The organism is Tardiphaga sp. OK246, from assembly GCF_900188215.1.
GTDB classification, from domain to species: Bacteria; Pseudomonadota; Alphaproteobacteria; order Rhizobiales; family Xanthobacteraceae; genus Tardiphaga; species Tardiphaga robiniae.
On record NZ_FZOX01000006.1, the window covers coordinates 187,414 to 213,104 of the forward strand.

Sequence of the window (25,691 nt, forward strand, 5' to 3'; positions counted from 1 at the left end):
CAATCGACACCAAATAGTATTGGACGCTATCGGTCAGCCGCGGTCAACTGACTCCCGGAAAGCAAAAAAAATCCGGGAGGACATCGAATGAAGCTACGGAGGATGGCTGGTTCGGCCATGGCGGTGGCTGCTGTCAGCTTCGCAATCGCCTGCAGCTCGGCGGCGAGAGCCGAGTATCCCGATCGCCCCGTCAAACTCATTGTCCCCTTCGCTGCGGGCGGCCCCACCGATGCGCTGGCCCGCAATCTCGCTGAAGGCCTGCGCGTCCAGCTCAAGCAGACGGTGGTTGTTGAAAACAAGGGCGGAGCCGGCGCCAATATCGGTGCCGAATACACCGCCAATTCGCCGGCCGATGGCTACACCTTGATGTTCGGAACCTCAGGACCTCTGGCCATCAATGTCAGTCTTTACAAGAAACTCAACTACGACCCGATCAAGAGTTTCGATCCCGTCATCATGCTCGGCAAACTCCCCAATGTGCTTTCTGCGGGCCCGGGATTGCCAGCCAAGGACCTCAAGGAACTGATTGCTTTTGCCAAGGCCGGCAACAAGCTGAACTATTCGTCCTCAGGCGTCGGCGCATCGACACATCTGTCGGGAATTCTGTTTAATTCGGAAGCCGGCGTTGATCTGCAACACGTTCCGTATCGTGGCGCCGCGCCGGCCATGACCGATCTGCTCGGCGGGCAGGTCCCGCTCAGTTTCTCGGACGTTTACTCATCCGCTCCGCACATCAAGTCCGGAGCGATTCGCGCGATCGGTGTCACGACACGCGAACGCACGCCGCTGCTTCCCGACGTTCCCACGCTCGACGAACTTGGCCTCAAGGGTTTTGACGTCAGTGTCTTCTTTGGAATTGTCGTTCCGAAGGGAACGCCACCCGAGGTCATTGCCACGCTCAACGCGGCATTCCGGGAGGCGATCAAGGATCCCGCCATCAAGGCCGCCATGGATCAGCAGGGCATTATCCCGGCCCAGTCGCTCACCCCCACTTATCTGGCTGAGTTCATGGCATCGGAAACCCTTCACTGGCGCAGCGTTCTCACGCAGGTCGGCTTCGAACAGCAGTAAGAAGAATTCAGAAAAGAGATATCGACATGAACTATCAGCATCCCTCGTCCAAATTCACCATGCCGACAGAGCAGCTGGCCAGCCGCGAGGCCACAGCCGAGCGCTCGAAGAAGCTTGCGCCGGACTGCGCGGGCAGCAACTTCTTTGAGATGGACCACAATCTGCAGGCGTTGTTGCTGCAATACATCGACGGGGCGCTCCTCGATCATATCCGTCCGCATCTCGACAGTCTCGGTGAACTGTGCGGCAACGAGCTCCACGATCTGGCTGACGCCTCCGAACGGCACCCGCCCGTGTTGCGGCAACGCGATCGATACGGGCGCGACGATGAAACGGTGGAGTATCATCCCGCATATCAACGTATGGAAGAAATCGCCTATGCGCGCTACGGCATCCACGCCATGTCGTATCGACCAGGGGTGCTTGGCTGGCCCACGAAGCTCCCGCCGATCGTCAAATACGTCTTCCAGTACATTTTCTCACAGACCGAATTCGGATTGATGTGTCCGGTGAACATCGCCGGCAGTTCATCAGAACTCATTCGTCGCTACGGAAGCGACGAGGTTCGTACCCGTTTCGTCGACCGCATGCTGTCTCAGGATATGAACCAGCTGTACCGTGCGGCGCAGTTCATGACGGAAAAGGCCGGAGGCTCCGACGTTGGCGCGGCCGAGCTGGTGGCCGCCCGGGACGGCGAAAACTGGCGGCTGTGGGGCGAAAAATGGTTCTGCTCCAATGTCAGCGGAGACGTGGTCGTGGTACTGGCAAGGCCCGAAGGGGCTCAGGCTGGCGGCAAGGGCCTTGGCCTGTTCGCAATGCCCAAACATCTCGCGGATGGTACGCGTAACGCCTACCGGGTTGTCCGCATCAAGGACAAGCTCGGCAGCAAGTCGATGGCCAGCGGTGAAGTCCGGTTGGAGGGTGCGGTCGCCTACCAGCTGGGCGATCTCAACCGCGGACTCAAGCAGATGCTCGAGATGGTCAATTCGAGCCGGGTCTCGCACCTGGCACGCGCTGCCGGCATGATGCGGCGCTGCCTCAATGAGGCACTGGTTGCCACCCGCAACAGAAACGCATTCGGCAAGAGCGTCATCGACCATCCCCTGATGCGCCGGCAGTTGCTGAAACTAATGGTGCCGACTGAGCAGGCGTTGTCAGCACTGCTGTTCACCGCATCGGTCTCGGCCAATGAGGACCAGCCGGACGCACAGAAGATTCTGCGGATCATGACACCGATCTGCAAGTATCGTGCTTGCAGGGACAATGTGACGGTCGCGACCGGATCAATGGAGGCCCGCGGCGGCAACGGCTATATCGAGGATTGGCCAAACGCAAAGCTTGTTCGCGACGCGCATCTCGGCGTGTTGTGGGACGGCACGAGCAACATCAATGCGCTCGATGCCATCCATCGATCGATCAAGAAGGAGCAGGCGCATCTTGTCCTTCAGCAGGATCTTGAGACCCGCCTCAAGCGCGCCGAAGGCCTTCCGGGCCAGTTCCGGACCCGCCTCGAAAACGGCGTGCGACAGGCGTTTGCCTTTGCGGCCGAAGTCGCCGCCGAGCCGGATAACGAACGGTTCTGCCGTCTCGCCGCCGGTCAGTTGTACCACGCGGTCACCATGGTGCTTCTGGCTGAGGAGGGATTGCGCGCTGCAGCGACAGGCGGCGATGCGCGCCGCCTTCTGCTCGCACGCTTCGTTCTCGAGCATCGACTGCAGAACAATGCGCCACTCAACATCGCCTCGTTGAAGTGGGAAGAAGCGGCCATCGATCTGCTGCTCGACGATGGTCCGATATCGCTCGATAGAGCCACCACGCTGCTTGTTGCTTGATGGCCGGGCTGACCTATGGAGGGGATCGCACGACGGTCCCCTCCGTTGAATGGCATGCGGTCACTCGCCGATTCGCTGAACGCCGGTCCTTGCCGGTTCGGAAGGATGGCGCGGTGGGAGGCGTGACCTGAAGCTGGCAGCCACAATGCAGGCGAATTCGCTTCTTCGCTTATACCGCCCGCGGCCTTCTCATCTGGATTTCCTATATCGGAATGGCCATGTTTCTCGTTCCCCCTTCAACTCTGAGGGAGATCGCGCCGGCCGAGGTGTACGATCAGTGTTTTATCGGGTATCGCCCGATGAGCTGTGGATACCGGCTTTGATCGGGCCGAGATTTGAATCCGACTGATTCCATTTGTGCGACGCGTTGTTACCGAACACCAAACGGGAGATGAACCGATGGCCGGTATTGAAGCGAATATGCGCCAGGACATCGAACCAGCGGCCGATGCGAATCCTGTTTTTAGCCCGGCAGCATCCGGGATGTTGCGATATCTCGCTTCATTCGCCATGACCGCCCTCGCGACAGCGATGGCGGTTGGTATTGATAGCAAGGTGGCGATACCCAACCTCTCTCTGATATTTGTCATTCCCGTCATCATCGCGGGACTGAGCTTCGGCCTCGGCCCATCGTTCTTTTCCGCAATACTCGGTGCTCTCGCCTTTAATTTCTTTCTCACGGAACCTCGCTACAGCCTCAACGTCGATGACCCGGCCAACATCTGGGCGATTGGACTTCTGTTCGTCGTTGGACTCGTTGTGAGCGGCGTCGCCTTCACCTCTCACCAGAGGGCGGCCGAGGTCGTCCGGTTAAGGCGACAGGCGGCCGTCCTGCAAGGCTACAGCCGTGACGTCGCTGCAGCCGACAGTGTGAAAACGATCGTCTCGCTTACGTGTCAGGCTCTTGCAGCGCTGTTTGATGTTCCTGTGGTGGTGATGCTCGTGTCGGGTGAGAAAGTCATTCTTCTTGAGAAAGTCGGTGACACAGAACTCCAGCAGCCTGAACTGGAGGCGGCGCGTGCATCGCTCACGACCGGAAGTATCGTACGCGGCGGCGTCTACCCGGACATCGCCTCGCGCTTTGACTTCTGGCCTGTGCAAGCCGCCGGAGACAGCAATGCCGTTCTGGGAATCGCATTCGATCCGGATGAGCGTCCCGCCAAGCCAGACGTATCCGTCAACGTCGTGAGAAGCGTATTGGCCATGGGGCTCGACCTCCAGCATGCGCGGCCGACCCGCGATGTTCAGCCCCGGAGCTGAGGCGGCACCTTCACCAGCCCGACCCTGAGGAGATTGAATGCGAGCAGTTCGCCGGACGGGTGAATTGCGCGTGTTTGCGCTCCGATAACAAGACCTGAGAATTTGTAGCGAGTAACCCGCGTGCGCGCGGCATCTGGCTTACGCGTTTCGCTTTCCCGGAGTGATATGATGTCGCAACTTGTCCTCTCCACGGCCGGCGGCGCCATCGGCGGGATGTTCGGACCCATCGGTGCAATCGCGGGCCAGCTCGCTGGCGCGGCGCTCGGTGGTGCGATCGATAGCGCGCTGTTCGGCTCAAACGATCAGACCACAAGCGGTCCGCAACTGGCCGATCTCGATGTGATGGCGTCCACCGAGGGCGCGCCGATCCCGCGCGTCTATGGCCGTGCGCGGCTGAGCGGGCAGGTGATCTGGGCGACGCCGCTGGAGGAGGTCGCAACATCGGATACGGTGCCGACGGATGGCGGCAAGGGCCTCGGCGGCGGTCCGATCACGACGACGACGACCTATAGTTACTTCGCGAATTTCGCGGTGGGTCTGTGCGACGGCGTGATCGGCCGCGTCGGGCGGATCTGGGCCGACGGCAAGCCGCTCGATCTCGATGGGATCAATTTTCGCGTCTATCGCGGCACCGAAGACCAGATGCCGGACGGGCTGATCGTCGCGAAGGAAGGCGCGGGTAACGCGCCGGCCTATCGCGGGCTGGCTTATGTCGTGTTCGAGCGGCTGCCGCTGGCGAATTTCGGCAACCGGATTCCGCAACTGTCCTTTGAGATCATCCGGCCGATCGGCCTGCTCGAAGCGATGGTGCGCGCGGTGACGCTGATCCCCGGCACCACCGAGTTTGGCTATGAACCGTCCACGGTAGTGCAGCTGCTCGGCCCCGGACAATCCGCGCCGGAGAACCGCCATCACGGTTCGGCGCGGTCCGATGTGGTGGCGGCGCTGGACGATTTGCAGGGCCTGTGCCCGAACCTGCAGCGTGTCGCCATTGTCGTGGCGTGGTTTGGTTCGGATCTGCGCGCCGATTACTGCCTGGTGCGGCCGGGCATCGACAACCCCGCCAAGACGACCAGTCCGCTGACGTGGTCGGTGGCTGGCGTCACGCGCCCCTCCGCCTATGTGGTGTCGCAAATCGACGGACGTGCGGCATTCGGCGGTACGCCGTCGGATGACAGCGTCGTGCATCTGATCGGCGAGCTGAGAGCGCGCGGGCTGAAGATCACATTCTATCCGTTCGTGATGATGGATGTGCCTGATGGCAACGGCCTGCCAGATCCGTGGAGCGGGGCGGGCGCGCAACCGGCCTATCCCTGGCGCGGCCGCATCACCTGCGATCCTGCACCGGGACAACCTGGCTCGCCCGACGGCACTGCAACCGCGGGCGCGCAGATTGACAACTTCTTCGCCGGAGGTGTCTGGAACTATCGCCGTATGGTGCTGCATTATGCGCAGCTCGTATCGCTTGCCGGCGGCGTCGATGGCTTTCTGATCGGCTCGGAACTGCCGGGGCTGACGCGCGTGCGTTCGGGACTCGGCGTCTATCCCGCTGTCGCTCAACTGATCGCGCTCGCAACCGACGTGAAGGCGATCGTCGGTGGCGGCACGGTGGTGACCTATGGCGCGGACTGGACCGAATATGGCGCGCATGTTGTTGGCGCGGATGCGTCTGAGATCAGGTTTCCGCTCGATCCGCTCTGGGCTTCGGCTGCGATCGACGCAGTCGGGATCGATTACTATGCGCCACTATCCGACTGGCGCGATGAAGCCGATCATCTCGATCGTGATCTCTCCGACACGATCTATGATCGCGCCTATCTGCGCAGCAATGTGGCGGGCGGCGAGGCCTATGACTGGTACTATCCGGATGATAACGCGCGCGATGCGCAGGCGCGCGTCGCGATCACCGATGGGCTTGGCAAGCCGTGGATCCATCGCGTCAAGGATCTCTGGAACTGGTGGGGCAATGCGCATCACGAGCGTGTCGGCCATGCGGAGCTCGGCAGTTCGACCGCATGGGTTCCGCGCAGCAAGCCGATCTGGCTGACCGAGGTCGGCTGTCCCGCCGTCGACAAGGGCGCTAATCAGCCGAGCGTGTTTCCGGATCCGAAATCGTCGGAGAATTTTGCGCCGTATTTCTCCAGCGGCGCCCGCGACGACCTGATGCAGCGGCGTCATCTGGAAGCGCTGCTCTCTGTGTTCGATCCGGCCTTCGGCGCCAGCGATGCGGAGAATCCGGTGTCACCTGTTTATGGCGGGCGGATGGTCGATGTATCGGCCATTCATGTCTGGACCTGGGATTCCCGGCCTTATCCGATCTTTCCGGCCGCCGATGACATCTGGGGCGACGGCGCCAACTGGCATACCGGCCACTGGCTGAACGGCAGGCTCGGCGGCGCGCCGCTGGATGCGCTGATCGACAGGCTTGCTGTTGATGCCGGCGTAACGGGGGTCGATGCATCGGCGCTGTTAGGCGGCTGCGATGGTTATGTCGTGGACCGGCCAATGGCGCCGCGGGCGATGATCGAGCCGCTGTCGGTGGCCTATGCCTTCGACGCGACGGCGGCCGATGGCACCCTCCGCTTCATCCCGCGTGGGGGCGCGCCGGTGGCGGAATTCACCGAAGACGATCTGGTGGCGCCGGATGACGGCGCGCTGGCGCGGCTGGTCCGCGCGCAGGAGACCGAATTGCCCCGCCAGGTCAGCATCGGCTTCAGCGATGCGCTGACGGATTATCGGCGCTCGGCAGTCACATCGCGCAAACTCACCGGCGGCGCCAGCCGGATGCTGCATGCGGACCTCGCCGTCATCACCAGCGATACGGCAGCGACGCAGCGCGCCGAAGTCTGGCTGCAGGACCTGTGGGCCGGGCGCGAGCGTGCCGAGTTCGCTGTCGGCATGATTGCGCTTGCGCTGGCGCCGGGCGATGTGATTGCGCTGACGCTGAATGACCGGCGACGGCTGTTCGAGATCAGCGGGCTCGTCGATACGCAGGCGCGGCAGGTGACGGCGCGCAGTCTCGATCCCGACGTGTTTGCCGTGCCGCTGCTGGCGCCCGAGATCAAGCTGCCGCCGGTGCCGGCGGCGCTCGGGCCGGTACAGGTACTCGCGCTGAATCTGCCTGTCATCGACAGTGGCAATACCGACGTGCTGACGCGACTCGCTGTCTTCGCCAATCCATGGCCGGGCTCGGTGGTGATCTGGCAATCGAAGGACGGCGCGAGTTTCCAGGTCGCTGCGGTCGCGGCAACGCCTGCGGTGATCGGCGAGACGCTGGATGCGCTGCCGGCCGGGCCGACAGCACGATGGGACAATGCCAGTACATGCCGCGTGCGGCTTCATGGCGGCGCGCTGGCGTCGCTGTCGGACGCGCGGGTGCTCGGCGGCAGCAATTCCGCAGCGGTGCGGAATGCGGAGGGCGACTGGGAGATCATCCAGTTTGCCAATGCCGAATTGGTCGAGGCCAACACCTATCGTCTGTCGCGGCTGCTGCGCGGGCAGGCGGCTTCGGAATCCGCGATGGCAGCGCTATTGCCGACCGGCGCGCCGTTCGTGATGCTTGATAGAAGCCTGGTGCCGATCGCACGGGGACTGGACGCACTCGAACGACCATTGTCGCTGCGCGTCGTCGGCAATGGCCGCAGCCATGACGATGCCTCGGCCGTCGCGCTGGTGCTGACGCCCGATCGCAGCGCGCTGCTGCCGCTCGCGCCCGTGCATGTAAAAGCCGTGCGCAAGCTCGATGGCATCCAGATCTCATGGATCAGGCGCACGCGTCTCGATGGCGATGGCTGGAATGCCGAAGTGCCCCTTGGCGAAGACGGCGAGGCGTACCGGCTCGAGATTCTCTCAGGTAGCACTGTCGTCCGCAGTATCGCCTGCAACACGTCGCAGGCGCTCTATGCGGTGGCCGACGAGGTCGCCGATTTCGGCGCGCCGCAGCCGAGCCTGCATCTGCGCGTCGCACAGCTCTCCGGCACCGTCGGCGCCGGGCATGCGACCGAGGGTATAATTTCATTGTGATCGTCATTGCGAGGAGCATAGCGACGAAACAATCCAGCTCTTGGTTTTCTGGATTGCTTCGCTGCGCTCGCAATGACGGCTGAGAGCGCGAGACCGTAGACATGACCGACACGCCGAATCTCAAGCTGCCCTTCATCGATGGCGGGCAGGCGCAGAAGCACGTCACCCATAATGAGGCGCTGCGCATTCTCGATGCGGCGATCCAGATCTCGGCACTCGATGTGACGCGGACCGTTCCGCCGGCATCGCCGGCCGAGGGCGCACGGCATATCGTGGCGGCCGGGGCGTCAGGGGCCTGGAGCGGCCATGCGCTGGCCATCGCCACATGGCAGGACGGTACCTGGGCTTTCCTCGTGCCGAAAGCCGGCTGGTGCGTCTGGTCGGTGGCCGATGACGTGATGATGGTGTTCGATGGTGCGCTGTGGCGCGACCTGCGCAATCTTGCGCTCGACAGTATCGACCATCTCGGCATCAACACAGCTGCCGACAGCAGCAACCGCTTCAGCGTCAAGTCCGATGCCGTGCTGCTGTCGCATGACGACGTAACACCCGGCAGCGGCGACCTGCGGGTGACGTTCAACAAGCTGAACGCAACGAAGGATGTCGGCTTCACATTGCAGTCGAACTATTCGCCGCGCGCGTTGATCGGCTTGCTCGGTAGCGACGATCTCTCGATCAAGGTCTCCGCCGATGGCGTGACCTATCGGACCGCGCTGGCAGTCGACAAGACCAGCGGGCAGGTCAGTTTCGAGCAGTCCCCGAAGTTTCTCGCCTATCTGAACTTCGACAAGTACTGCGCGGCGAACACCTTCACCAAGGTGCAGTTCAACAATAGCCGGCATAACGACCAGAGCGTTTTCGATGCCGCGAACAACCAGTTCGTCGCGCCGGTCGCCGGCATCTATGCGCTCGGATTCCGCGTGATGTTCAAGGCCAATGCGGCGGTGCCGACCATGCTGACGGCGGCCATGTACAAGAACGGCGTTGAGCTGCTCGACGACACGCGGGTGCAGACATCGTCGGCGCTCGTCAGCAACAGGACGATGCTGAGCGGCCATGCGCTTCTCAAGCTCGCCGCCGGCGATGCCATTTCGGTCTGGGCGGCGATGGAGACCAATGACGGTTATATCGCCGCCGCGCAGAACGGCTTCTACGGCCACCGCATCGCCTGATTGCGCCAAGGCGAGGATCTCGCTCTCTTACAGGATCATCATCATGAAGCTCGATGAAACAACCTTGCGGCGCCTCTGGCCGCAGGGCGATAGCCGCGTGCCCGGATTGCTGTCGGGTATGGTGCAATCGTCCGAGGCCGTGTTTGCGCGCTACGGCATCACCACGCCGTTGCTCGCCGCGCATGTGATGGCGCAGATCTCGCACGAATGCGGAGCAGGGCGCGATGTCGTCGAAAATCTGAACTACAGCGCCGGGCGGATGATGCAGGTCTGGCCGTCGCGCTTTCCGACCATGGCGAGTGCGCAGCCTTACGCCGCCAATCCGCGGGCGCTGGCCAACAAGGTCTATAACGGCCGCATGGGCAATGCCGTCGGCTCCGACGACGGCTGGAATTTCCGCGGCCGGGGCGGATCGCAGACGACGGGCCGCGAAGGTTATGAGCGGGTCAGGAAGGCCACGGGGATCGATGTGGTCAAGCATCCCGACTACCTGATCGATCCGCGTTACTTCCTCATTTGCGCCGTGTCGGATTTCATCAATTGCGGCTGCGTGCCATTTGCGAGAGCGGATGACATCGTCGGCGTCACCCGGCGGCTCAATGGCGGCACCGTGGGTCTCGCCGAGCGCAAGGCCTGGCTGGCGAAATGGAAGGCTGCGCTGCGCGATGTGTCGCTGGCGCCAGCGCCGTCCGTGGGGCTACCGCCCGTGATCGCATCGCCGCCGCTGGCGCCCGAACTGCCGGCAGCCAAACCCACCAATAAGCCCATCAATCTTTCCGCTTTCATTGCCGCGGTTGTCGCGGCCTTCCGGAGGACATGACCATGGACTGGGGTGACCTTGCCAAACAGGTGATTGCGCTGGGGGCGCCGATGCTGGGGACGGCATTGGGCGGCCCGCTCGGTGGTGTGGCCGGCGAAATCCTCGCCAAGGCGGTGGGCTCGGTGACGCTGACACCGGCGGCGGTGCAGGCGGCGCTCCCCGCGGCCGATCCGACCAGGCTGGCTGAAGCCGAGGCGCATTGGGCTGACATGATCCGCGCCGAGGCGGAGACCCAGCGCGCGGCGATATCAGAGACCCAGGCGACGATCCGGGCCGAGATCGCCAGCGACGATCCGCTGCAGCGCTGGTGGCGGCCGGCCTATGCGCTGGAATTGACGGTAGAATGCGCCGCGCTGTGGTGTGTGCTGATGCACGAATTCTGGACCGGGGATATCCAAACCATCAACGCGCTGGTCAATGCCACGGCGCTGCTGGTGACCTATTGGGGGTTCCGTTTCGGCGTGCTAGGCGTCTATATCAGCGGCCGCACCCGCGAAAAGGTCAGCGCGCTCACCGGGCAGGATTCGCCCGGCATGGTCGAGAAGCTGGTCAAGGCGGTTCTGGTCAAAGACGGTGTGAAGAAAAAGTAAGGTTGGCCGCCGTCGCCATTCATGGAGTGTTCACGCGTCCGGGCATCAATTCGGATTGTGAACGCGGAGAAGTCATTTGCGCCTGCTTGTTGTCGAAGATGATCCCGATCTCAACCGTCAGCTCACCACGGCGCTGACCGATGCCGGCTATGTCGTCGATCGCGCCTTCGATGGCGAGGAGGGGCACTTCCTCGGCGACAGCGAGCCCTACGACGCCGTGGTGCTCGATATCGGCCTGCCGAAGATGGACGGCATTTCGGTGCTGGAAGCCTGGCGCCGCAACAACCGCATCATGCCGGTACTGATCCTGACGGCGCGCGATCGCTGGAGCGATAAGGTCCAGGGCTTCGATGCCGGCGCCGACGATTACGTCGCTAAACCGTTCCACCTCGAAGAGGTGCTGGCCCGCATCCGCGCGCTATTGCGCCGCTCCACCGGCCACGCCCAGTCCGAACTCACTTGCGGACCTGTGTCGCTGGATACCCGCACCGGCCGCGTCAGCGTTTCCGGCAATCCGATCAAGATGACATCACACGAATACCGGCTGCTGTCCTATCTGATGCACCATACCGGCCGCGTGATCTCGCGCACCGAACTGGTCGAGCATCTCTACGATCAGGATTTCGATCGTGACAGCAACACCATCGAGGTGTTCGTCGGCCGTATCCGCAAGAAGCTCGACGTCGATATCATCCAGACCGTGCGCGGCCTCGGTTATCTGCTCACGCCGCCGCAGCCGTGATCGTCCCCGGGATCATGCGCTGATGCGCAACAGCTCGCTCGCAACGCGGCTGTTCCTGTCGGCGACGGCCTGGGTGGTGGTAATCCTCCTGATCACCGGCATCGTCCTGTCTTCGGTCTATCGCAGCGCGACCGAGCGCGCCTTCGATCGCCGCCTCAATCTCTATCTCCGCACCCTGGTGGCCGAAGTCGCCAATCCGCCGGACGCGCCGGATCACGACACGCCATCGCTCGGCGAGCCGCTGTTCGAACTGCCGCTGTCGGGCTGGTACTGGGAAATCGCGCCCACCGAAGGCGCGAAGACCGAGATGCGGGCCTCGCGCTCGCTGTGGGACAAGAAGCTTCCGAAACTCGAGGATCAAGGCATCGAGCTGACGGCGTCGGGCATCCGCCAGGGCTATGTGGATGGGCCGGAAGACCAGCGCCTGCGCATGGTGGAGCGTCCCGTCGATCTCGGCGCCGACGGCAAATTCCGCATCAGCGTTGCCGGCGACGCCACCGAGATTTTCGAGGAAACCCGCACCTTCGACTATTATCTTGGCGGCACATTCGCTGCCCTCTCGATCGTGCTCGTGCTCACCACGATCTTCCAGGTCCGCTTCGGCCTCGCGCCGCTGAAGCGCATGTCGGATGCCATCGCCGATATCCGGTCTGGCCGTGCCGAGCGGTTGGAGGGCACATTCCCTGTCGAGATCTCACCTTTGGCGGGCGAGATGAACGCGCTGCTCGATGCCAACCGCGCCATCGTCGAGCGCGCGCGCACCCATGTCGGCAATCTCGCCCACGCCATCAAGACGCCGCTGTCGGTGATCGTCAACGAGGCGAACAGCCGGGGTGTCGACCCCTTTGCGAGCAAGGTCTTGGAGCAGGCCGATGTGATGCGCGATCAGGTGACGCATCATCTGGAGCGTGCGCGGATCGCGGCGCGTGTCACCATCGTCGGCACCGTTACCGATGTCGCGCCGGCGCTGGAGGCGCTGTGCCGGACGATGCAGAAGATTCACCGGGATCGCGGCATCACCATCGACCTTGAGGCCGATGCCGAGGCGAAATTCCGTGGTGAAAAACAGGACATCGAGGAGATGGTCGGTAACCTCGTCGACAACGCCTGCAAATGGGCGGACTCCCATGTCACCATCGGCGTGCAGGTCGAGCGCACCGGCGGCGCTGATCCGGCGTCGAAGCTGCGGATCATCGTCGATGACGACGGACGCGGGCTGTCCGATACCGAGCGCGCCCAGGTCGCGCGCCGCGGCCAGCGGCTCGACGAGACCAGGCCGGGGTCAGGTCTGGGTCTGTCCATCGTGGTCGATCTGGCCGCGCTGTATGGCGGCAGCCTGACGCTCGGCAAGGCGCCGATCGGCGGGCTGCGGGCGGAGCTGGTGTTGCCGGGGGTGTGAGGGCTTGCCCGTCGCCGCCTGGAAATGCCTATCCCAACATGCAACCTGTAGTTTAATGTTGTGCTGTTACTGTCGGTAGATGCCGTCTCAGGCCGCTTGGGGTTTCGGGAGAAATCAAAGGGTGTTGACATTTGTTAACAGTGGAATAGGTATTGGGTGTGAGGATGGCTAGGCGGCCTTTGCATCCGAACAAAGAGATCGAAGCTGCGGTTGCTTATGCCGAGCAAAATGGCTGGTCATGGGTGAAGGTCAAAGGGCATGCCTGGGCGAAGCTCTTGTGCGCGCATCATGATCGCGAAGGGTGTGCGGTATTCGTCTGGTCGACACCCCGAAATCCGCAGAACCATGCGCGCCAGCTGAGACGCGAGATCGATCGTTGCCCGCACCGAGAACAGGAGGACAGTGATGACAGAATTTGAGTTCAGCATCATTGCATCCGGTCTCGATCCGGACGCGGAGGATTTCGCTGATCGCTTTTTCGACGCGGGTTGCGACGATGCGACAATTTCGTTCCAGAAAGGCCGCATCATTGCTGATTTTGCCCGCGAAGCGACATCGATAGATGCGGCCATCTGCTCGGCGGTCGAGAATGTCATGAAGGCGGGCGCGCAGGTCGATCGCGTCGAGCCCGACCCGCTGGTGAGCCTTTCGGATATTGCCATGCGAACCGGGCTGTCGCGCGCGGCGATCACCAACTATGCCAGCGGCAATCGTGTCGGCAATTTTCCGCCACCAGTTGCACGCGTGACGTCGAAGACCTCACTGTATGACTGGTCAGCGGTGGCGACATGGCTGTTCCAGCACGATCACTTGTCGCGCGAGAAGGCGATGGAGGCGGAGGCTGTCGGGGTCGCAAATGAGGCGATCCGCGCGCGCACGCCGAAATTGCAGGAGGCACTGCGCGATGGCTTGGCGGCCTACGCAAAGAGGCTCGACGGCGTCGCATAGGCTAGATCCGCGTCTTTTGCTCTCGCTATCGACACGCATCTCATATAACGCCGAGGCGAAGTCATGAGGATGGCAATGCGGGTAGGATTTGTTGAGTGGCCGGAAAACTTAATTGCCGATAGCGAGCAATGGCTTAGTTTGGCAGACGATCTTTCCAAGACGACAGTCGATATATTGGTAACGAATGAGTTGCCTTTCGGTCCCTGGATTGCGTCAACCCCGGATTTCGATCCGAAACTGGCCGAATATAGCATTGAGTGTCATCGGGCAGGCGTCGTGGCACTCGAAAGGCTAAATATCCCAGCGGTCATTTCTTCTCGACCTGTTTGGGAGGGGGCGCGGCTTGCAAATGAAGCTTTCTGTCTTGAAGGTGGAGAAGTAAGACATCTCCACACAAAGCAATATTTTCCAGCGGAATTGGGCTGGTATGAGTCGAATTGGTACACGACCCAATCGCGCGAATTCGAGCCGGTCGTAGTTTGCGGTGTATGCGTAGGAGTGCTGCTATGCACGGAAGTGATGTTCAACGAACATGCTCGCCATTACCGTAAACAAGGCGCCGAGTTGATCGTTGTACCGAGAGCCACGGGTAGAACCGTGGATGTTTTTCGCACAGCAGGCGCGATGGCCTCGATTGTTTCAGGCTGTTATGTCGTAAGCTCGAACCGCGTTGGGCAAGGATCAAGTGGGCCGATATTTGGAGGCAAAGGTTTCGCGTGCGCGCCTACTGGAGAATTAATCGACATGACGTCTCCGGAAAACCCGTTCGGGGTAATCGAGCTTGATATCGCTTCCGTCAAAGAGAAGCAGAAGAGCTACCCCTGTTATGTGACTGGACCTGTTTGATCAGCGCAGTGGTTCCAGCAGCCGTTTGGCCTCCGAGATATCCATTCCGCCGAATTTGCCTTTCCAATTGTACAGTGTCGCCTTGGAGACGCCGTGCCTGCGCGCGAGATCAGCGGCTTTCGCCCCCGCCTCGTGCTCGCACAACACATCGATAGTCTGTTCTTCCCTTAACCTGGCTCGCTTCTTCTTTTCTGTCCTGCTTCCCGGATGAGTCGGAGTCGCGCTTTCTCTAACTCATTTTTGACCCATCGTATGAGCTATAGGAAAGGCCGCGATAGCTCATGGGATGGAGCTGGCAGCAGCCGGATTGGCCGGAATTCAGCTACGGATAAGCGTCGCTGAGCGTCGCTTTGAATGCGCTCGCCCGTTTGCTGGAGCGCCGTATATGGTCTTCGGCTCTGTGGGCCGGCAGCCCAGTTTTATCGATGGATTTGCGACAGGCCTCCTCAGCCTATGCAAGCCCACCCCGTTTCTGAAGAGATCGAGCAGGTCCGAAACCCGCCCGCCTTGCGCCCCGTTGTCGCCCGAATTATCCCGTTCGTAACGTCTTTGACGTTTCCTGTGTTCCGGTTTGCGTTCGGGGTCTGCGGTCCATGGTCAAGTTCAACGCCTTCTGTGTTGCCGCCGTCGCGCTGGCGCTGGGTGGGTGCGACGTGACGACGTCGGACGGCGGGCTGGGCCTCGGCACCGATACGATCGCCCGGGCCTATAGCAGCACCAAGTCGGCCGTTGGCCTGTCCGAGGAAAACGCAGCAGTCGCGGTGACCAATGCCGCCTTTGGCGGGCTGATCGGCGCCAAACTCGGCGCCCAGCTCAACGACGAGGACCGCCGGCTGGCCTACGAGGCCCAGATCGCCGCCCTCGACCGCGGTGCACCCGGCGCTCCGGTGCCCTGGCGCAACGCCACGTCGGGACGCTATGGCAATATTGTCGCCGGACCGGCCTATAACCAGAAGGGCCGGGAATGCCGCGGCTTTTCCCACACGGTCACTGTGAATGGTGACCTCAAGACCGCCCGCGGTACCGCCTGCCGCAGCCCCGAAGGCACCTGGGCGGCGGCCTGATCCCGGTTCCTCAACGCCTTCTTAACGGGGCGCCTGCTACAAAAATCGGTGGCGATTTTCGGTTGTAGATCGACCGGAAAGCACGGATTCCTAGGCTGCATGAACAAAACCTCGATCGATCGCTTGCGGGAGTATTTGGCGCAACTGCCCGAGCAGTCGCAGATGCTGCTGATGCGCGAATATGAGCGCGCGATCGAGCGCGGCGAAGACGTCGTGGTCGCCAATTTCGTGCTCGACCTGCTGCGCGGCGTGGTTCGCGGCCACGAGAATGCAGTGCGCCCGCGCGTCGAGGATCCCACCCGTCTCGTCTTCAAATCGCTCGAGCCGTTCCTTGTCGAAGGTGTGGGCAATGTCCGGCCCGGACAGATCCGGCGCGCCTCGCTGCTGCCGATCTGGCAGTGGCTGGAGCGCGACGCCGCGGACGCCGTGCGCGAGTTCGAGGCGGCCGTCTCTGCGTCGCCTGAGCCGGGCGCATCGGACATCGAACGTGCGGTCAAGAAATTCCAGCAGGCGGCAGCAGCCGCCATTACCACTGCCACATCGGGCAATCGCGGCGCGGCCCGCATCGGGCCGACCCATGCGGTCGAGGACCTGCCGTCCATCGGCGCGGTGCTGAAGGCGCGCGAGCAACTCGACGGCTTTGCGGGCAAGCTGCCGAGCGTGCTGCGCAGCTTCGGCGATAGCCAGATCGCCTCGGTGAATAGCGCGCTGAACGTGCCGACACTGACCACGCCGCAAGTGCTCCCATTTGCGCTGTCGCTGGTGATGCAGCGGCTGGCGGCGCCATGGCAGATCATTCGTCTGGCGGTAAAGATCGCAGCCTCCGACGATGAAATCCGCGTGGCCGCCACGCCCTATGGTGTCGCCGTGACCATGGCGCTGTCCGATCTCAATCGCGTCGCGGCCGAACTGCGCTCCGATATCAGGCGCGGCAAGTTCGACAGCGCCCCCGAACATCTCAAGGTCGCCCATGACGGCGTGCGCGGCCTGCGCACCGAACTCGACATGCGCAACGATTCCACTTGGGGTCGTCAGATGGCTTCGATCCGGGTGGAGATTTCCTCGACGCTGCAGTCGGAGATCGAGAGCGTGCCGGGCAGGGTGCGGCGTCTGCTGCGCCAGCGCCCTGACAAGGATATTGCCGCGACGGCGACGATCGATTTCGCCGAGGTCGAGGAGACCGTGGCGCTGATCAATTTCGTCGCGGTGTGCCGGACCTATGCCAGCGAACTCGCCATCAACGAGGTGACGCTGCGGACCTATTCCGACCTGCAGCAATATGTCGAGAAGTCCACGGAGTCGCTGGTGCAGTCGCTGCGCGCCGGCGATACCCGCGTCCGTAGCTACCGGCAGATGCAGGCCAAGGCCGCTATCCGCTTCTGCCAGGTGTTATTCGGCCAGGAATATGCTTCGCTGATGAGCCGCGCCGCCGAACAGGCCATGGTCGTGGTCGAGCGCAAGCCGAAGCGGGCCGGCTAGGCCAGGCGATGCGAAATGGCTCGTCGGCGATGTGACATCCGCATCGCCTGATCCCGAGATCAGAGCGCCAATTGAATGCGATTTGCTTCGTTGCCGTTCTGTGCGGCCGGAACGGCACAGCAGATCAGGACTTCATCGTCGGCCACCGCAGCGGCTGGCTCTTTGACGTAGGTCACCACTCCCGCCAGAAGCTTCGTTCGGCAGGTGCCGCAATGTCCTTCCCGACAACCGAAATCGGGGCTCAGGCCGCGCGATTCCGCGAGGTCGAGCAACGATCCCGACTCTGGTGTCCAGCGCGCTTCCTTCAATGACTCTGTGAACACGACATGCACCGATGTCGACGACGATGGCTGGCGCGCCGGCGCTGTCGCTGGGCTGTCGACGGTTCGTACCAGTGACGCGGGGCCGAATGCTTCGGCGTGGATACGGTTGTCGGCGATGTTCAGTGCACGAAGACCGTCATAGATCGACTGCATGAATCCGGAAGGGCCGCAGAGATAGTAATCGTAGTCGCCAACCGACATGAACCGTGACAGCAGGGCCATGTCGATACGCCCCGCAGCGTCGTAGTCGGGGCCTTCTTCGGCATCCGTGATGTCGCCGAGAACTCGGATGACCCGGACTGCGTCTCCAGCGGAGGCCGCAAGTTCATCCAATTCGTTGCCGAAGGGGCGCTCGTTCTTCGAACGGGCTGCCTGAAAAAGCACGGTCGCTCGAATCTTGAGCGTCCGCAGCCCTTCGTAAATCACATGCCGCAGCATCGCGAGCATCGGCGTGATGCCGATGCCGCCCGCCAGCAGCACCGCTGGTCGCGCCTCAGCGGCATCGATCGTGAATTCACCGGCGGGCGCCCTTGCTTCGATCACGTCGCCAATATTGATGCCGTCGTGTAGCCGCTGCGATACGAGTCCGTCGCGTTTGACGCTGATGCGGTAGACGTGATCCGAAGGCGCGACCGACAGCGTATAGGTTCGGATGGCGGTCTTCTCCGCTCCGTCAATGGATAGTCTGATCGGGAGATACTGCCCGGCGCGATGAGGCAGGAGACCGGCGCCGTCGGTCGGCTCCAGATGGAACGACCTGACCGTTGCGCTCTCATCGACGATGTTGATGACCTTGAATGGCCGCCATTTGGTCGCAAGTTCTGCAGCCCGCAGACGACCGGCTGCCTGCTCCCAACTGCCTGTCATGAGCGTGCTCGGAGCCCATCCGTCCGGCCGGAACGCCCAGCGCAGGGGCAGGGCACCGCGCCGAAGAACGACACGCCGCGCGTTGAATTGCCAGAGGCGCTCGGCGCCCTGAAAAGCGGCGATCTCCGGGGAGTCCAGGATGACCCGGGCGTCGCCGGTCATTTGCAGCACGTCGCCGGTCTCGAAATCGACGAACAAGAGTCCGGCTTTGCCGTTGATGAGGATGTTGCCCAGCGTGGCGAAAAAGAGATTGCCTGCGAAATCCGGGATTGTGAGCGTGCCGTCGTCGGCAACGCGAACGAAACCGGGATTGCCACCGCGGCTTGAGACGTCGACCTGTCGACGGGATTCTCGCTCGACATAGGACGCGACAAAGAACATGTCGGCGGCTTCGATCACACGGCGTGCCGTTGCGTCGATCTCGGCTTTCTCTTCGATATTTCCCGTAAACAGTTCGCGTGGATCGCGCACGAACTCGTAATCGCGGAGCTGGATGTAGCGCGGGCAATTGCCGAAACTTTGGTCGACGTCAAAATGAATGGCGTAATTGTCCGACGGTCCGATGATGCCGTTGACCCGATTTCGCCGGCGCGTATGAAGTTCGATGCCGAGCAGGCCGATCGCATCGCCCTCGTGCATCCCTTCGCTGGCGGGATCGCTTGGCTCCCTGACGACATCGATATCGAGCGATTGCGCTGTTGGCGATGAGATGAAGCCGGGCTTGCCGGTGACAAATGTGGCCCATGCGTCACCTGCGCCGTCGACGCTGCCGAGCGCGATAAAGGGGATCTGGGCGTAGAAATCCCGGTGTTGCGTCGGCATGTAGTCGCGCACGATACGCCTGCCGAGCTCGTCCATGTGAGTCGAAACGCCGACCTTTTCCTGAATCGCCTTCTCGCCGGCGTGCCAGATGTCCAGTTTTGATAGCGACATAGTATCGGTCATCGGTCCGCTCTCGTTGGCGGTGTCGGGCGTATGCCTGGATACGCCCGACACACGCAGTTAAGCCGCAGCGGCGAGGCCGACGGGGGTCTTGGCGAAAGGCACGAAGCCGGGCAGCGCTTCGATGCGGCGCAAGAAGGCGGTCACCTTGGGATAGCCGGACAGATCGACATTTCCTTCCGGCGCGCTTGCGATGTAGCTGTAGAGCGCCACATCCGCGATGGTCGGACCATTGCCGACAAGCCAGTCGCGATCGGCGAGATGCGCTTCGACGAGTGCCAACAAGGCGTGCGCGCGCTCGATGACTTCCTCTGGATTGAAGTTCCTGCCGAAAACGGTGATCAGCCGTGCAGCGGCAGGACCATAGGCCAGTTGGCCGGCAGCGACAGACAGCCAGCGCTGGATGGCCGCGCTTCCCTTCGCGTCATCGGGCAGCCACTCGGCTCGGCCGGACGTCTTGGCGAGATAAACGAGGATGGCGTTCGAGTCGGAGACAATGCTGCCACTGTCATCGAGGACCGGCACCTGACCGAACGGATTGAGCGCAAGGAAATCCGGCGTCTTGTGCGCGCCCGACTTCAGGTCGACCTCGATGAGTTCGTGGGGCAGGCCAAGGAGCGAAGCGAACAGATGCGCGCGATGAGAGTGGCCGGACAGTGGATGGTGATAGAGCTTCATGATTGTGATCCTGAATTCGTGGTCGGGTCCATTCCCGTTCAGCGAATGCAAGTTGCTTCATGATCCGGCGCGCGAGAATGCACGCTCTGCGCACTTCATCATTGCGCCGGATGAAATAACCGCGGCCTTTGTCGGCGCGCGGCAGGCCCGATAGCGGTTTCGTCAATCGCGTCGATGGGTCTTCCCGGAGGGCATCCACGTCGCGGAGGGGGCATTACTCGGAAAGCGGGCTCGGAGCCGCCGCAATTCTTGATCCAGAACAAGCGGCTGGACGTCGCGATGGCATAAAAGTCAATTGCGCGGCGTCGATGGCCATGGTGTAACCCGGCAAAGACGTCGTTTAGATCGACTCAAGACTACGCCGGAACCCATTGATGGCCTTATGGTTTGTGTTCGCCTTGATGACCGCCGCGGCGACTTTCGCCGTGTTGTGGCCGCTTGGCCGGACCCGCTCCGATGCCGGGGGTACCGAGGCCACTGTCTACCGGGATCAGCTCGCTGAAATCACCCGCGATACCGCCGCCGGTCTGATCGGACCGACGGAGGCGGAGGCGGCGCGTGTCGAGATCAGCCGCCGTCTGCTGGCAGCCGTCGATGCCGAGGGCGCGGCGTCCGTGGGCAGCAGTCCTGGCTTTCGCCGCGCGGTGGCGCTGGTGGCGCTGATCGGCCTGCCGCTGCTGGCCGTCGGCTTCTATCTGCCGCTCGGTTCGCCTGCCATGCCGGACTTTCCGCTCGCCGCGCGCAACCAGTCGCCGAGTCCCACCCAGCCGCTGGACAATCTCGTCGCACAGGTCGAGCAGCATCTCGAGAAAAACCCGACCGACGGCCGTGGCTGGACCGTGCTGGCGCCTGTGCTGGCGAAGATCGGCCGCACCGACGATGCGGTGCGCGCGTTCCGCAATGCGATCACCTATGCCGGCGATACGGCCGCGCGCCGCGCCGATCTCGGCGAGGCCATGGCGATGGCCGCCAATGGTGTCATCACCGCGGATGCCAAGACCGAATTCGAACGCGCTGTCGCGCTCGACGCCGGTGAGGTGAAGGCACGCTACTTCCTGGGCCTCGCGGCCGAGCAGGACGGGCGTGGCAGCGACGCGGCGGTGATCTGGCGCGACATGCTGACAAAGGGACCTGCGGATGCGCCGTGGCGTCCGGTGGTCACGGCGGCCCTGGCGCGCGTCGGCGGCAGCGCTCCGAAATCAGGTCCGAACCTGCCGGCGCTGTCGGAAGACACGATCGCGTCGGTACAGGGCATGAATGCCGGCGACCGCAATGCGATGATCCATGGCATGGTCGACCGGCTTGCCACGCGGCTGAAGCAGGATGGCAGCGATGTCGAGGGATGGTTGCGGCTGGTGCGTGCCTATATGGTGCTCGGTGAGCGCGACAAGGCAAAGAGCGCGCTGGCGGATGCACGGGAGGCGGTCGGCACGGATGCCGAGCGGCTGCGCAAGCTGAACGATGGCCTGAAGGACTCCGGGCTGGATGGGTGACTTCCAATGACGCGCAAGCAGCGACGATTGACGATGATCGGTGGAGCGCTGGTGGTGCTCGCCATCGCGGCCGGGCTGGTGCTGAACGCGCTGCGCGACTCCATCGTGTTCTTCTCGACGCCGCAGATGGTTGCCGAAAAGCAGATCCCCGTTGGCAAGCGCTTTCGTCTCGGCGGCATGGTCGAGCAGGGCTCGCTGGTGCGCGGCGATAATCTCGCCGTGAGCTTCAAGGTCTCCGATGGTGGCGCAACCTTGCCGGTGAACTACAAGGGCATCCTGCCGGATCTGTTCCGCGAGGGGCAGGGCGTTGTCGCCGAAGGCGCGATGGATGCGTCGGGCGTGTTCAAGGCCGATACGGTGCTGGCGAAGCATGACGAGAACTACATGCCGAAGGAAGTCGCTGACGCGCTCAAGAAACAGGGGCGCTGGCAGGAAGGCGAGGGCGGCAAGCCGGTGATGTCGCAGGGCGCTGCCAAGCCTGTGGTGACCCCTGCAAAACAGAGTGTTTTGCAGTGATTGCCGAAGCGGGACACTATGCACTGGTGCTGGCGCTCGCGCTGGCGCTGATCCAGTCGACGGTGCCGATCATCGGTGCGCGGCTGCGCGATCCCGCCTTGATGAATGTTGCGCGCTCGACCGCGCTGGCGCAATTGCTGTTCGCCGGACTCTCGTTCCTGGCGCTGACGACGCTCTATGTCACGTCGGATTTCTCCGTCGCCAATGTGTTCGAGAATTCGCATTCGGCCAAGCCGCTGCTCTACAAGATCACCGGCGTATGGGGAAACCACGAAGGCTCGATGCTGCTGTGGGTGTCGATCCTCGCACTGTTCGGCGGGCTCGTCGCCGCCTTCGGCAATAATCTGCCGCTGTCGCTGCGCGCGCATGTGCTGGCGGTGCAGGGCTGGATCGCCGCGGCGTTCTATCTGTTCATCCTGATGACCTCGAATCCGTTCCTGCGGCTGGCACAGCCGCCGCTCGAGGGCCGCGATCTCAATCCGGTGCTGCAGGATATCGGCCTCGCGGTGCATCCGCCGATGCTCTATCTCGGCTATGTCGGCTTCTCCATCGCATTCTCCTTCGCCGTCGCTGCATTGATCGAAGGCCGCATCGATGCCGCTTGGGCGCGCTGGGTGCGGCCATGGACGCTGGTGGCGTGGATATTTCTGACGCTCGGCATCGCGATGGGCTCGTACTGGGCTTATTACGAACTCGGCTGGGGTGGCTGGTGGTTCTGGGATCCCGTCGAGAACGCCTCGCTGATGCCATGGCTGTCCGGCACCGCGTTGCTGCACTCCGCGGTGGTGATGGAGAAACGCAACGCGCTGAAGGTCTGGACCATCTTGCTGGCGATCCTTACCTTCTCGCTGTCGCTGCTCGGCACATTCCTGGTGCGCTCCGGCGTCCTCACCTCGGTTCATGCCTTTGCGACCGACCCGACGCGCGGCGTGTTCATCCTGCTGATCCTGTGCGTGTTCATTGGCGGCAGCCTGACGCTGTATATGTGGCGTGCGTCGTCGCTGAAGCAGGGCGGATTGTTCGCGCCCATCTCGCGCGAAGGCGCGCTGGTGCTGAACAACCTGTTCCTCACCACGGCCTGCGCCACGGTGTTCATCGGCACGTTGTATCCGCTGGCGCTGGAAATGCTGACCGGCGAGAAAATCTCTGTCGGCGCGCCGTTCTTCAACCTCACATTCGGCCCGCTGTTCGTGCCGTTGCTGCTGGCGATGCCGTTCGGGCCGCTGCTGGCGTGGAAACGCGGCGATCTCCGAGGCGTCACGCAGCGGCTGATGGCGGCCGGCATTGCCGCGCTGCTGGCGGTGGCATTGGTCTGGGCATGGACGACCGGCGGCGCGGCGCTGGCGCCGCTGGCGATCGGGCTCGGCGTGTTCGTCATTGCCGGATCGATCGTCGATATCGCCGAACGCACCATGCTGTTTCGTTTGCCGTTCGGCGCCGCGTTCCGCCGTGCGCGCGGATTGCCGCGCGCGGCCTGGGGCACGGCCTTTGCTCATGCTGGCATCGGCGTCGCGCTGATCGGTATCGTTTGCGAGAGCACCTGGAATACCGAATATATCGGCACCATGCAGCCGAATGATGTGGCGAAGCTTGCCGGCTATGAGCTCACGCTCAAGGACGTGACGCAGCGGCAGGGGCCGAATTTCCGTGAGAGCATCGCACGCTTCAGGGTGACGCGCGGCGGCGATGAGATCGGCGAGATGATGCCATCGAAGCGCAACTTCGCGGCGCGGCAGTCCTCCACCACGGAAGCCGCGCTGCTGTCGCGCGGCGCCAGCCAGCTCTATATCTCGCTCGGGGAGGAAGCCGCGGGCGGCGCTGTCGCCGTGCGGATGTATCACAAGCCGCTGGTGCTGATGATCTGGTGGGGGCCGGTGCTGATGGCCTTTGGCGGGCTGCTGTCACTGTCCGACCGGCGGCTACGCGTCGGCGCGCCGAAGCCGGCCAAGGCGGCGCGCGCACTACAGCCGGCGGAGTGATGGCGTGACACGCATTGTCGCAGGCCTCATCGCCGTCATGTTCCTGCTCGCTGCGCCGCTCGCGCATGCGGTGCAGCCCGACGAGATCATGAAGGACCCGGCCCAGGAAGGCCGCGCGCGCAACCTGTCGAAGGAGCTGCGCTGCATGGTCTGCCAGAACCAGTCCATTGACGATTCCGACGCACCGCTGGCGCGCGATCTGCGTTTGCTGGTGCGCGAGCGCATTGCCACCGGCGAGAGCGACAAGCAGGTGCTGGATTTCCTGGTGGCGCGCTATGGCGAATTCGTGTTGCTGAAGCCGCGCCTCAACCTGCATACGCTGCTGCTGTGGCTGCTGACGCCGCTGGTGCTGATCGGCGGCGGCTTCGCCTTGTGGTGGCACAACCGGCGACGGGGCAGGGCTGCAGGCGATGATGATGCCGTGATGCAGCTCACCGCCGAGGAAGAAGCGCGGATCGAGCGGCTAATTGCCAAGGAAACGGTGCAGGACAAGCCGGTTTAGTTCGCCGCCCCCGGCCAGCAGCCGACTATTGAGAGCTCGCATCTAGATCACAAGGCAAAGTCCCGAAAACAGCAACAAGCCCAGGATAATTCGTTTGAAGGCTGCTTCGTTGACCCGTCCGAACAGGACGATGCCTAAAGCCGTTCCAGCAGCCAAGGCGGGTAGAGACATGCCAAAGTTGATCAAGACCTTTAACGAAAGGCTGTGGTGCGAAAGCATGAGAGCAAGGGCGAAAAGCTGCATCACCCCGATGTAGGGTTGAACCAGACCGCGCTGCTGATTTTTCGGGAGACCATGGATGTCGCACCAGATCGCAGGAAGTGCGCCGGGCATCGCCGTCAATCCGCCGACCAGTCCCCCACCAAACCCCACCAGCGCGTTTCTGCTCTGGCTCTCCATCTGACGCGAGCAGGCAGGCGTTGGCCGGAACAAGGCATATGTCGCGTAAAGGGATACGAGAGCTCCAAAACCCAGTCTGAAGGTTTCAGTACCCACATTCTGCAGGAGATAGATCGCGATCGGAATGCCTAGCAGTCCACCCGCGATGAAAACGAGGCTGGTTTTCCATTGCATGTTCTTGCGTAGCGCAAACAGAGTGGCCGCTTGTACAGTGATGCTGCAAGCCATCATCAATGGCACAGCTTCCATAGGCGGAAAAACGTGTAGCAGGACAGCACCGGCGACCGCCGAGAACGCAAACCCGGAAAGGCCGGAAACGAACGCGCCCGCAAAAACCGCCCCGCTTAGCGTCAAATAAGCCGCTATATCTGACATGGCATCGCTTCCTTTGGAACGGTGATCGTCTTCAATAGCGGGACAGCGTGGGGCGTCCGAACTCACTCAAGTGACAATAACAAATCCATCTAGTCGCCGTGGATCGCCGTTGTTGCCGTTTCGATAGGTTGGATACTCGACACGTGGTTCAGCATGTATCCTCCGACAACGTGCAAAATGCCGAAGCCAGCCAGGACAGCGATTGCCCACGCTTTGAGAGGAGACGGAGGAGGCGTTGGTCGACGGACGTGGGAGCTCTTGGTAACTGCCATATCCAATTTCCTTCTTGCACGCGTTCGGAAAATTCGACTGTCACTTTGAAAGCGCGCTCCTGCTTCCAACTGCCGAATTCAAGATCGGCTGTTCAAGCG

General features: G+C 62.5%; 20 protein-coding genes and 1 pseudogene. 17 read left to right on the top strand and 4 right to left on the bottom strand.

Translation table 11 applies throughout. The annotated features are described in order from the left end of the window. The first annotated feature begins 87 nt into the window (after positions 1-87). The 11 genes from CHC01_RS24995 (at position 88) to CHC01_RS25050 (ending at position 14,703) form a co-directional block, all read left to right on the top strand. Entirely contained in the window at positions 88-1,071 is a 984-nt protein-coding gene (locus CHC01_RS24995; RefSeq protein WP_089267073.1) for a Bug family tripartite tricarboxylate transporter substrate binding protein, read from the top strand. A 26-nt stretch (positions 1,072-1,097) separates the two neighbouring features. Then, positions 1,098-2,903 carry an acyl-CoA dehydrogenase family protein gene (locus CHC01_RS25000; RefSeq protein WP_244558515.1) on the top strand — a complete coding sequence of 602 codons (1,806 nt, stop codon included), beginning with the start codon at positions 1,098-1,100 and terminating at the stop codon, positions 2,901-2,903. 399 nt (positions 2,904-3,302) lie between these two features. Further along, a complete protein-coding gene (locus tag CHC01_RS25005; RefSeq protein WP_089267074.1) occupies positions 3,303-4,163 on the top strand; it encodes a DUF4118 domain-containing protein in 861 nt (286 codons plus the stop codon). A 168-nt stretch (positions 4,164-4,331) separates the two neighbouring features. Continuing rightward, complete coding sequence (locus CHC01_RS25010) at positions 4,332-8,186, top strand: baseplate multidomain protein megatron (RefSeq protein ID WP_089267307.1); 3,855 nt, start codon at positions 4,332-4,334, stop codon at positions 8,184-8,186. A 101-nt stretch (positions 8,187-8,287) separates the two neighbouring features. Further along, positions 8,288-9,358, top strand: a complete 1,071-nt coding sequence (locus CHC01_RS25015; RefSeq protein ID WP_089267075.1) for a DUF2793 domain-containing protein — start codon at positions 8,288-8,290, stop codon at positions 9,356-9,358. A 43-nt stretch (positions 9,359-9,401) separates the two neighbouring features. After that, positions 9,402-10,178 carry a glycoside hydrolase family 19 protein gene (locus CHC01_RS25020; RefSeq protein WP_089267076.1) on the top strand — a complete coding sequence of 259 codons (777 nt, stop codon included), beginning with the start codon at positions 9,402-9,404 and terminating at the stop codon, positions 10,176-10,178. A 2-nt stretch (positions 10,179-10,180) separates the two neighbouring features. Further along, complete coding sequence (locus CHC01_RS25025; protein ID WP_089267077.1) at positions 10,181-10,768, top strand: 3TM-type holin; 588 nt, start codon at positions 10,181-10,183, stop codon at positions 10,766-10,768. Between the two features lie 76 nt (positions 10,769-10,844). Beyond that, on the top strand, positions 10,845-11,510 hold the full coding sequence (locus CHC01_RS25030) for a response regulator transcription factor (RefSeq protein WP_089267078.1): 666 nt from the start codon (positions 10,845-10,847) through the stop codon (positions 11,508-11,510). A 22-nt stretch (positions 11,511-11,532) separates the two neighbouring features. Then, entirely contained in the window at positions 11,533-12,909 is a 1,377-nt protein-coding gene (locus CHC01_RS25035) for a sensor histidine kinase (RefSeq protein ID WP_089267079.1), read from the top strand. A gap of 405 nt (positions 12,910-13,314) precedes the next feature. After that, entirely contained in the window at positions 13,315-13,857 is a 543-nt protein-coding gene (locus CHC01_RS25045; protein WP_089267081.1) for a helix-turn-helix transcriptional regulator, read from the top strand. A gap of 63 nt (positions 13,858-13,920) precedes the next feature. Then, a complete protein-coding gene (locus CHC01_RS25050; RefSeq protein ID WP_244558516.1) occupies positions 13,921-14,703 on the top strand; it encodes a carbon-nitrogen hydrolase family protein in 783 nt (260 codons plus the stop codon). An 18-nt stretch (positions 14,704-14,721) separates the two neighbouring features. Here CHC01_RS25050 and CHC01_RS25055 read toward each other — a convergent pair. Then, positions 14,722-14,886, bottom strand: a pseudogene (locus tag CHC01_RS25055) (transposase); the annotation flags it as partial. A 410-nt stretch (positions 14,887-15,296) separates the two neighbouring features. Here CHC01_RS25055 and CHC01_RS25060 point away from each other — a divergent pair. Continuing rightward, positions 15,297-15,767, top strand: coding sequence for an RT0821/Lpp0805 family surface protein (locus CHC01_RS25060; RefSeq protein WP_089267083.1), 471 nt, complete (start codon positions 15,297-15,299; stop codon positions 15,765-15,767). A gap of 99 nt (positions 15,768-15,866) precedes the next feature. Then, entirely contained in the window at positions 15,867-17,246 is a 1,380-nt protein-coding gene (locus tag CHC01_RS25065; protein ID WP_089267084.1) for a hypothetical protein, read from the top strand. Positions 17,247-17,305: 59 nt separating this feature from the next. Here CHC01_RS25065 and CHC01_RS25070 read toward each other — a convergent pair whose 3' ends face one another. Both CHC01_RS25070 and CHC01_RS25075 read right to left on the bottom strand, forming a co-directional pair. Further along, the gene (locus CHC01_RS25070) at positions 17,306-19,381 is read right to left on the bottom strand and encodes a 2Fe-2S iron-sulfur cluster-binding protein (protein WP_089267085.1); all 2,076 of its coding nucleotides are present in this window, start codon (positions 19,379-19,381) and stop codon (positions 17,306-17,308) included. Positions 19,382-19,438: 57 nt separating this feature from the next. Continuing rightward, positions 19,439-20,056: a glutathione S-transferase family protein gene (locus tag CHC01_RS25075; RefSeq protein ID WP_089267086.1), complete on the bottom strand. Its 618-nt coding sequence runs from the start codon at positions 20,054-20,056 to the stop codon at positions 19,439-19,441. A 374-nt stretch (positions 20,057-20,430) separates the two neighbouring features. Here CHC01_RS25075 and ccmI point away from each other — a divergent pair, with 374 nt between their 5' ends. The 4 genes from ccmI to CHC01_RS25095 are packed head-to-tail and all read left to right on the top strand — an operon-like array spanning position 20,431 to position 24,546. Next, positions 20,431-21,549: a c-type cytochrome biogenesis protein CcmI gene (gene ccmI, locus CHC01_RS25080; RefSeq protein ID WP_089267087.1), complete on the top strand. Its 1,119-nt coding sequence runs from the start codon at positions 20,431-20,433 to the stop codon at positions 21,547-21,549. Between the two features lie 6 nt (positions 21,550-21,555). Beyond that, positions 21,556-22,065 carry a cytochrome c maturation protein CcmE gene (gene ccmE / locus CHC01_RS25085; protein ID WP_089267088.1) on the top strand — a complete coding sequence of 170 codons (510 nt, stop codon included), beginning with the start codon at positions 21,556-21,558 and terminating at the stop codon, positions 22,063-22,065. Next, complete coding sequence (locus tag CHC01_RS25090; RefSeq protein ID WP_089267089.1) at positions 22,062-24,044, top strand: heme lyase CcmF/NrfE family subunit; 1,983 nt, start codon at positions 22,062-22,064, stop codon at positions 24,042-24,044. The genes ccmE and CHC01_RS25090 overlap by 4 nt, the downstream gene beginning before the upstream one ends. 4 nt (positions 24,045-24,048) lie before the next feature. Then, positions 24,049-24,546, top strand: coding sequence for a cytochrome c-type biogenesis protein (locus tag CHC01_RS25095; protein WP_089267090.1), 498 nt, complete (start codon positions 24,049-24,051; stop codon positions 24,544-24,546). Positions 24,547-24,588: 42 nt separating this feature from the next. Here the strand turns inward: CHC01_RS25095 and CHC01_RS25100 are convergent, their stop codons facing one another. After that, positions 24,589-25,320, bottom strand: coding sequence for a sulfite exporter TauE/SafE family protein (locus CHC01_RS25100; protein ID WP_089267091.1), 732 nt, complete (start codon positions 25,318-25,320; stop codon positions 24,589-24,591). Between the last annotated feature and the right edge of the window lie 371 nt (positions 25,321-25,691).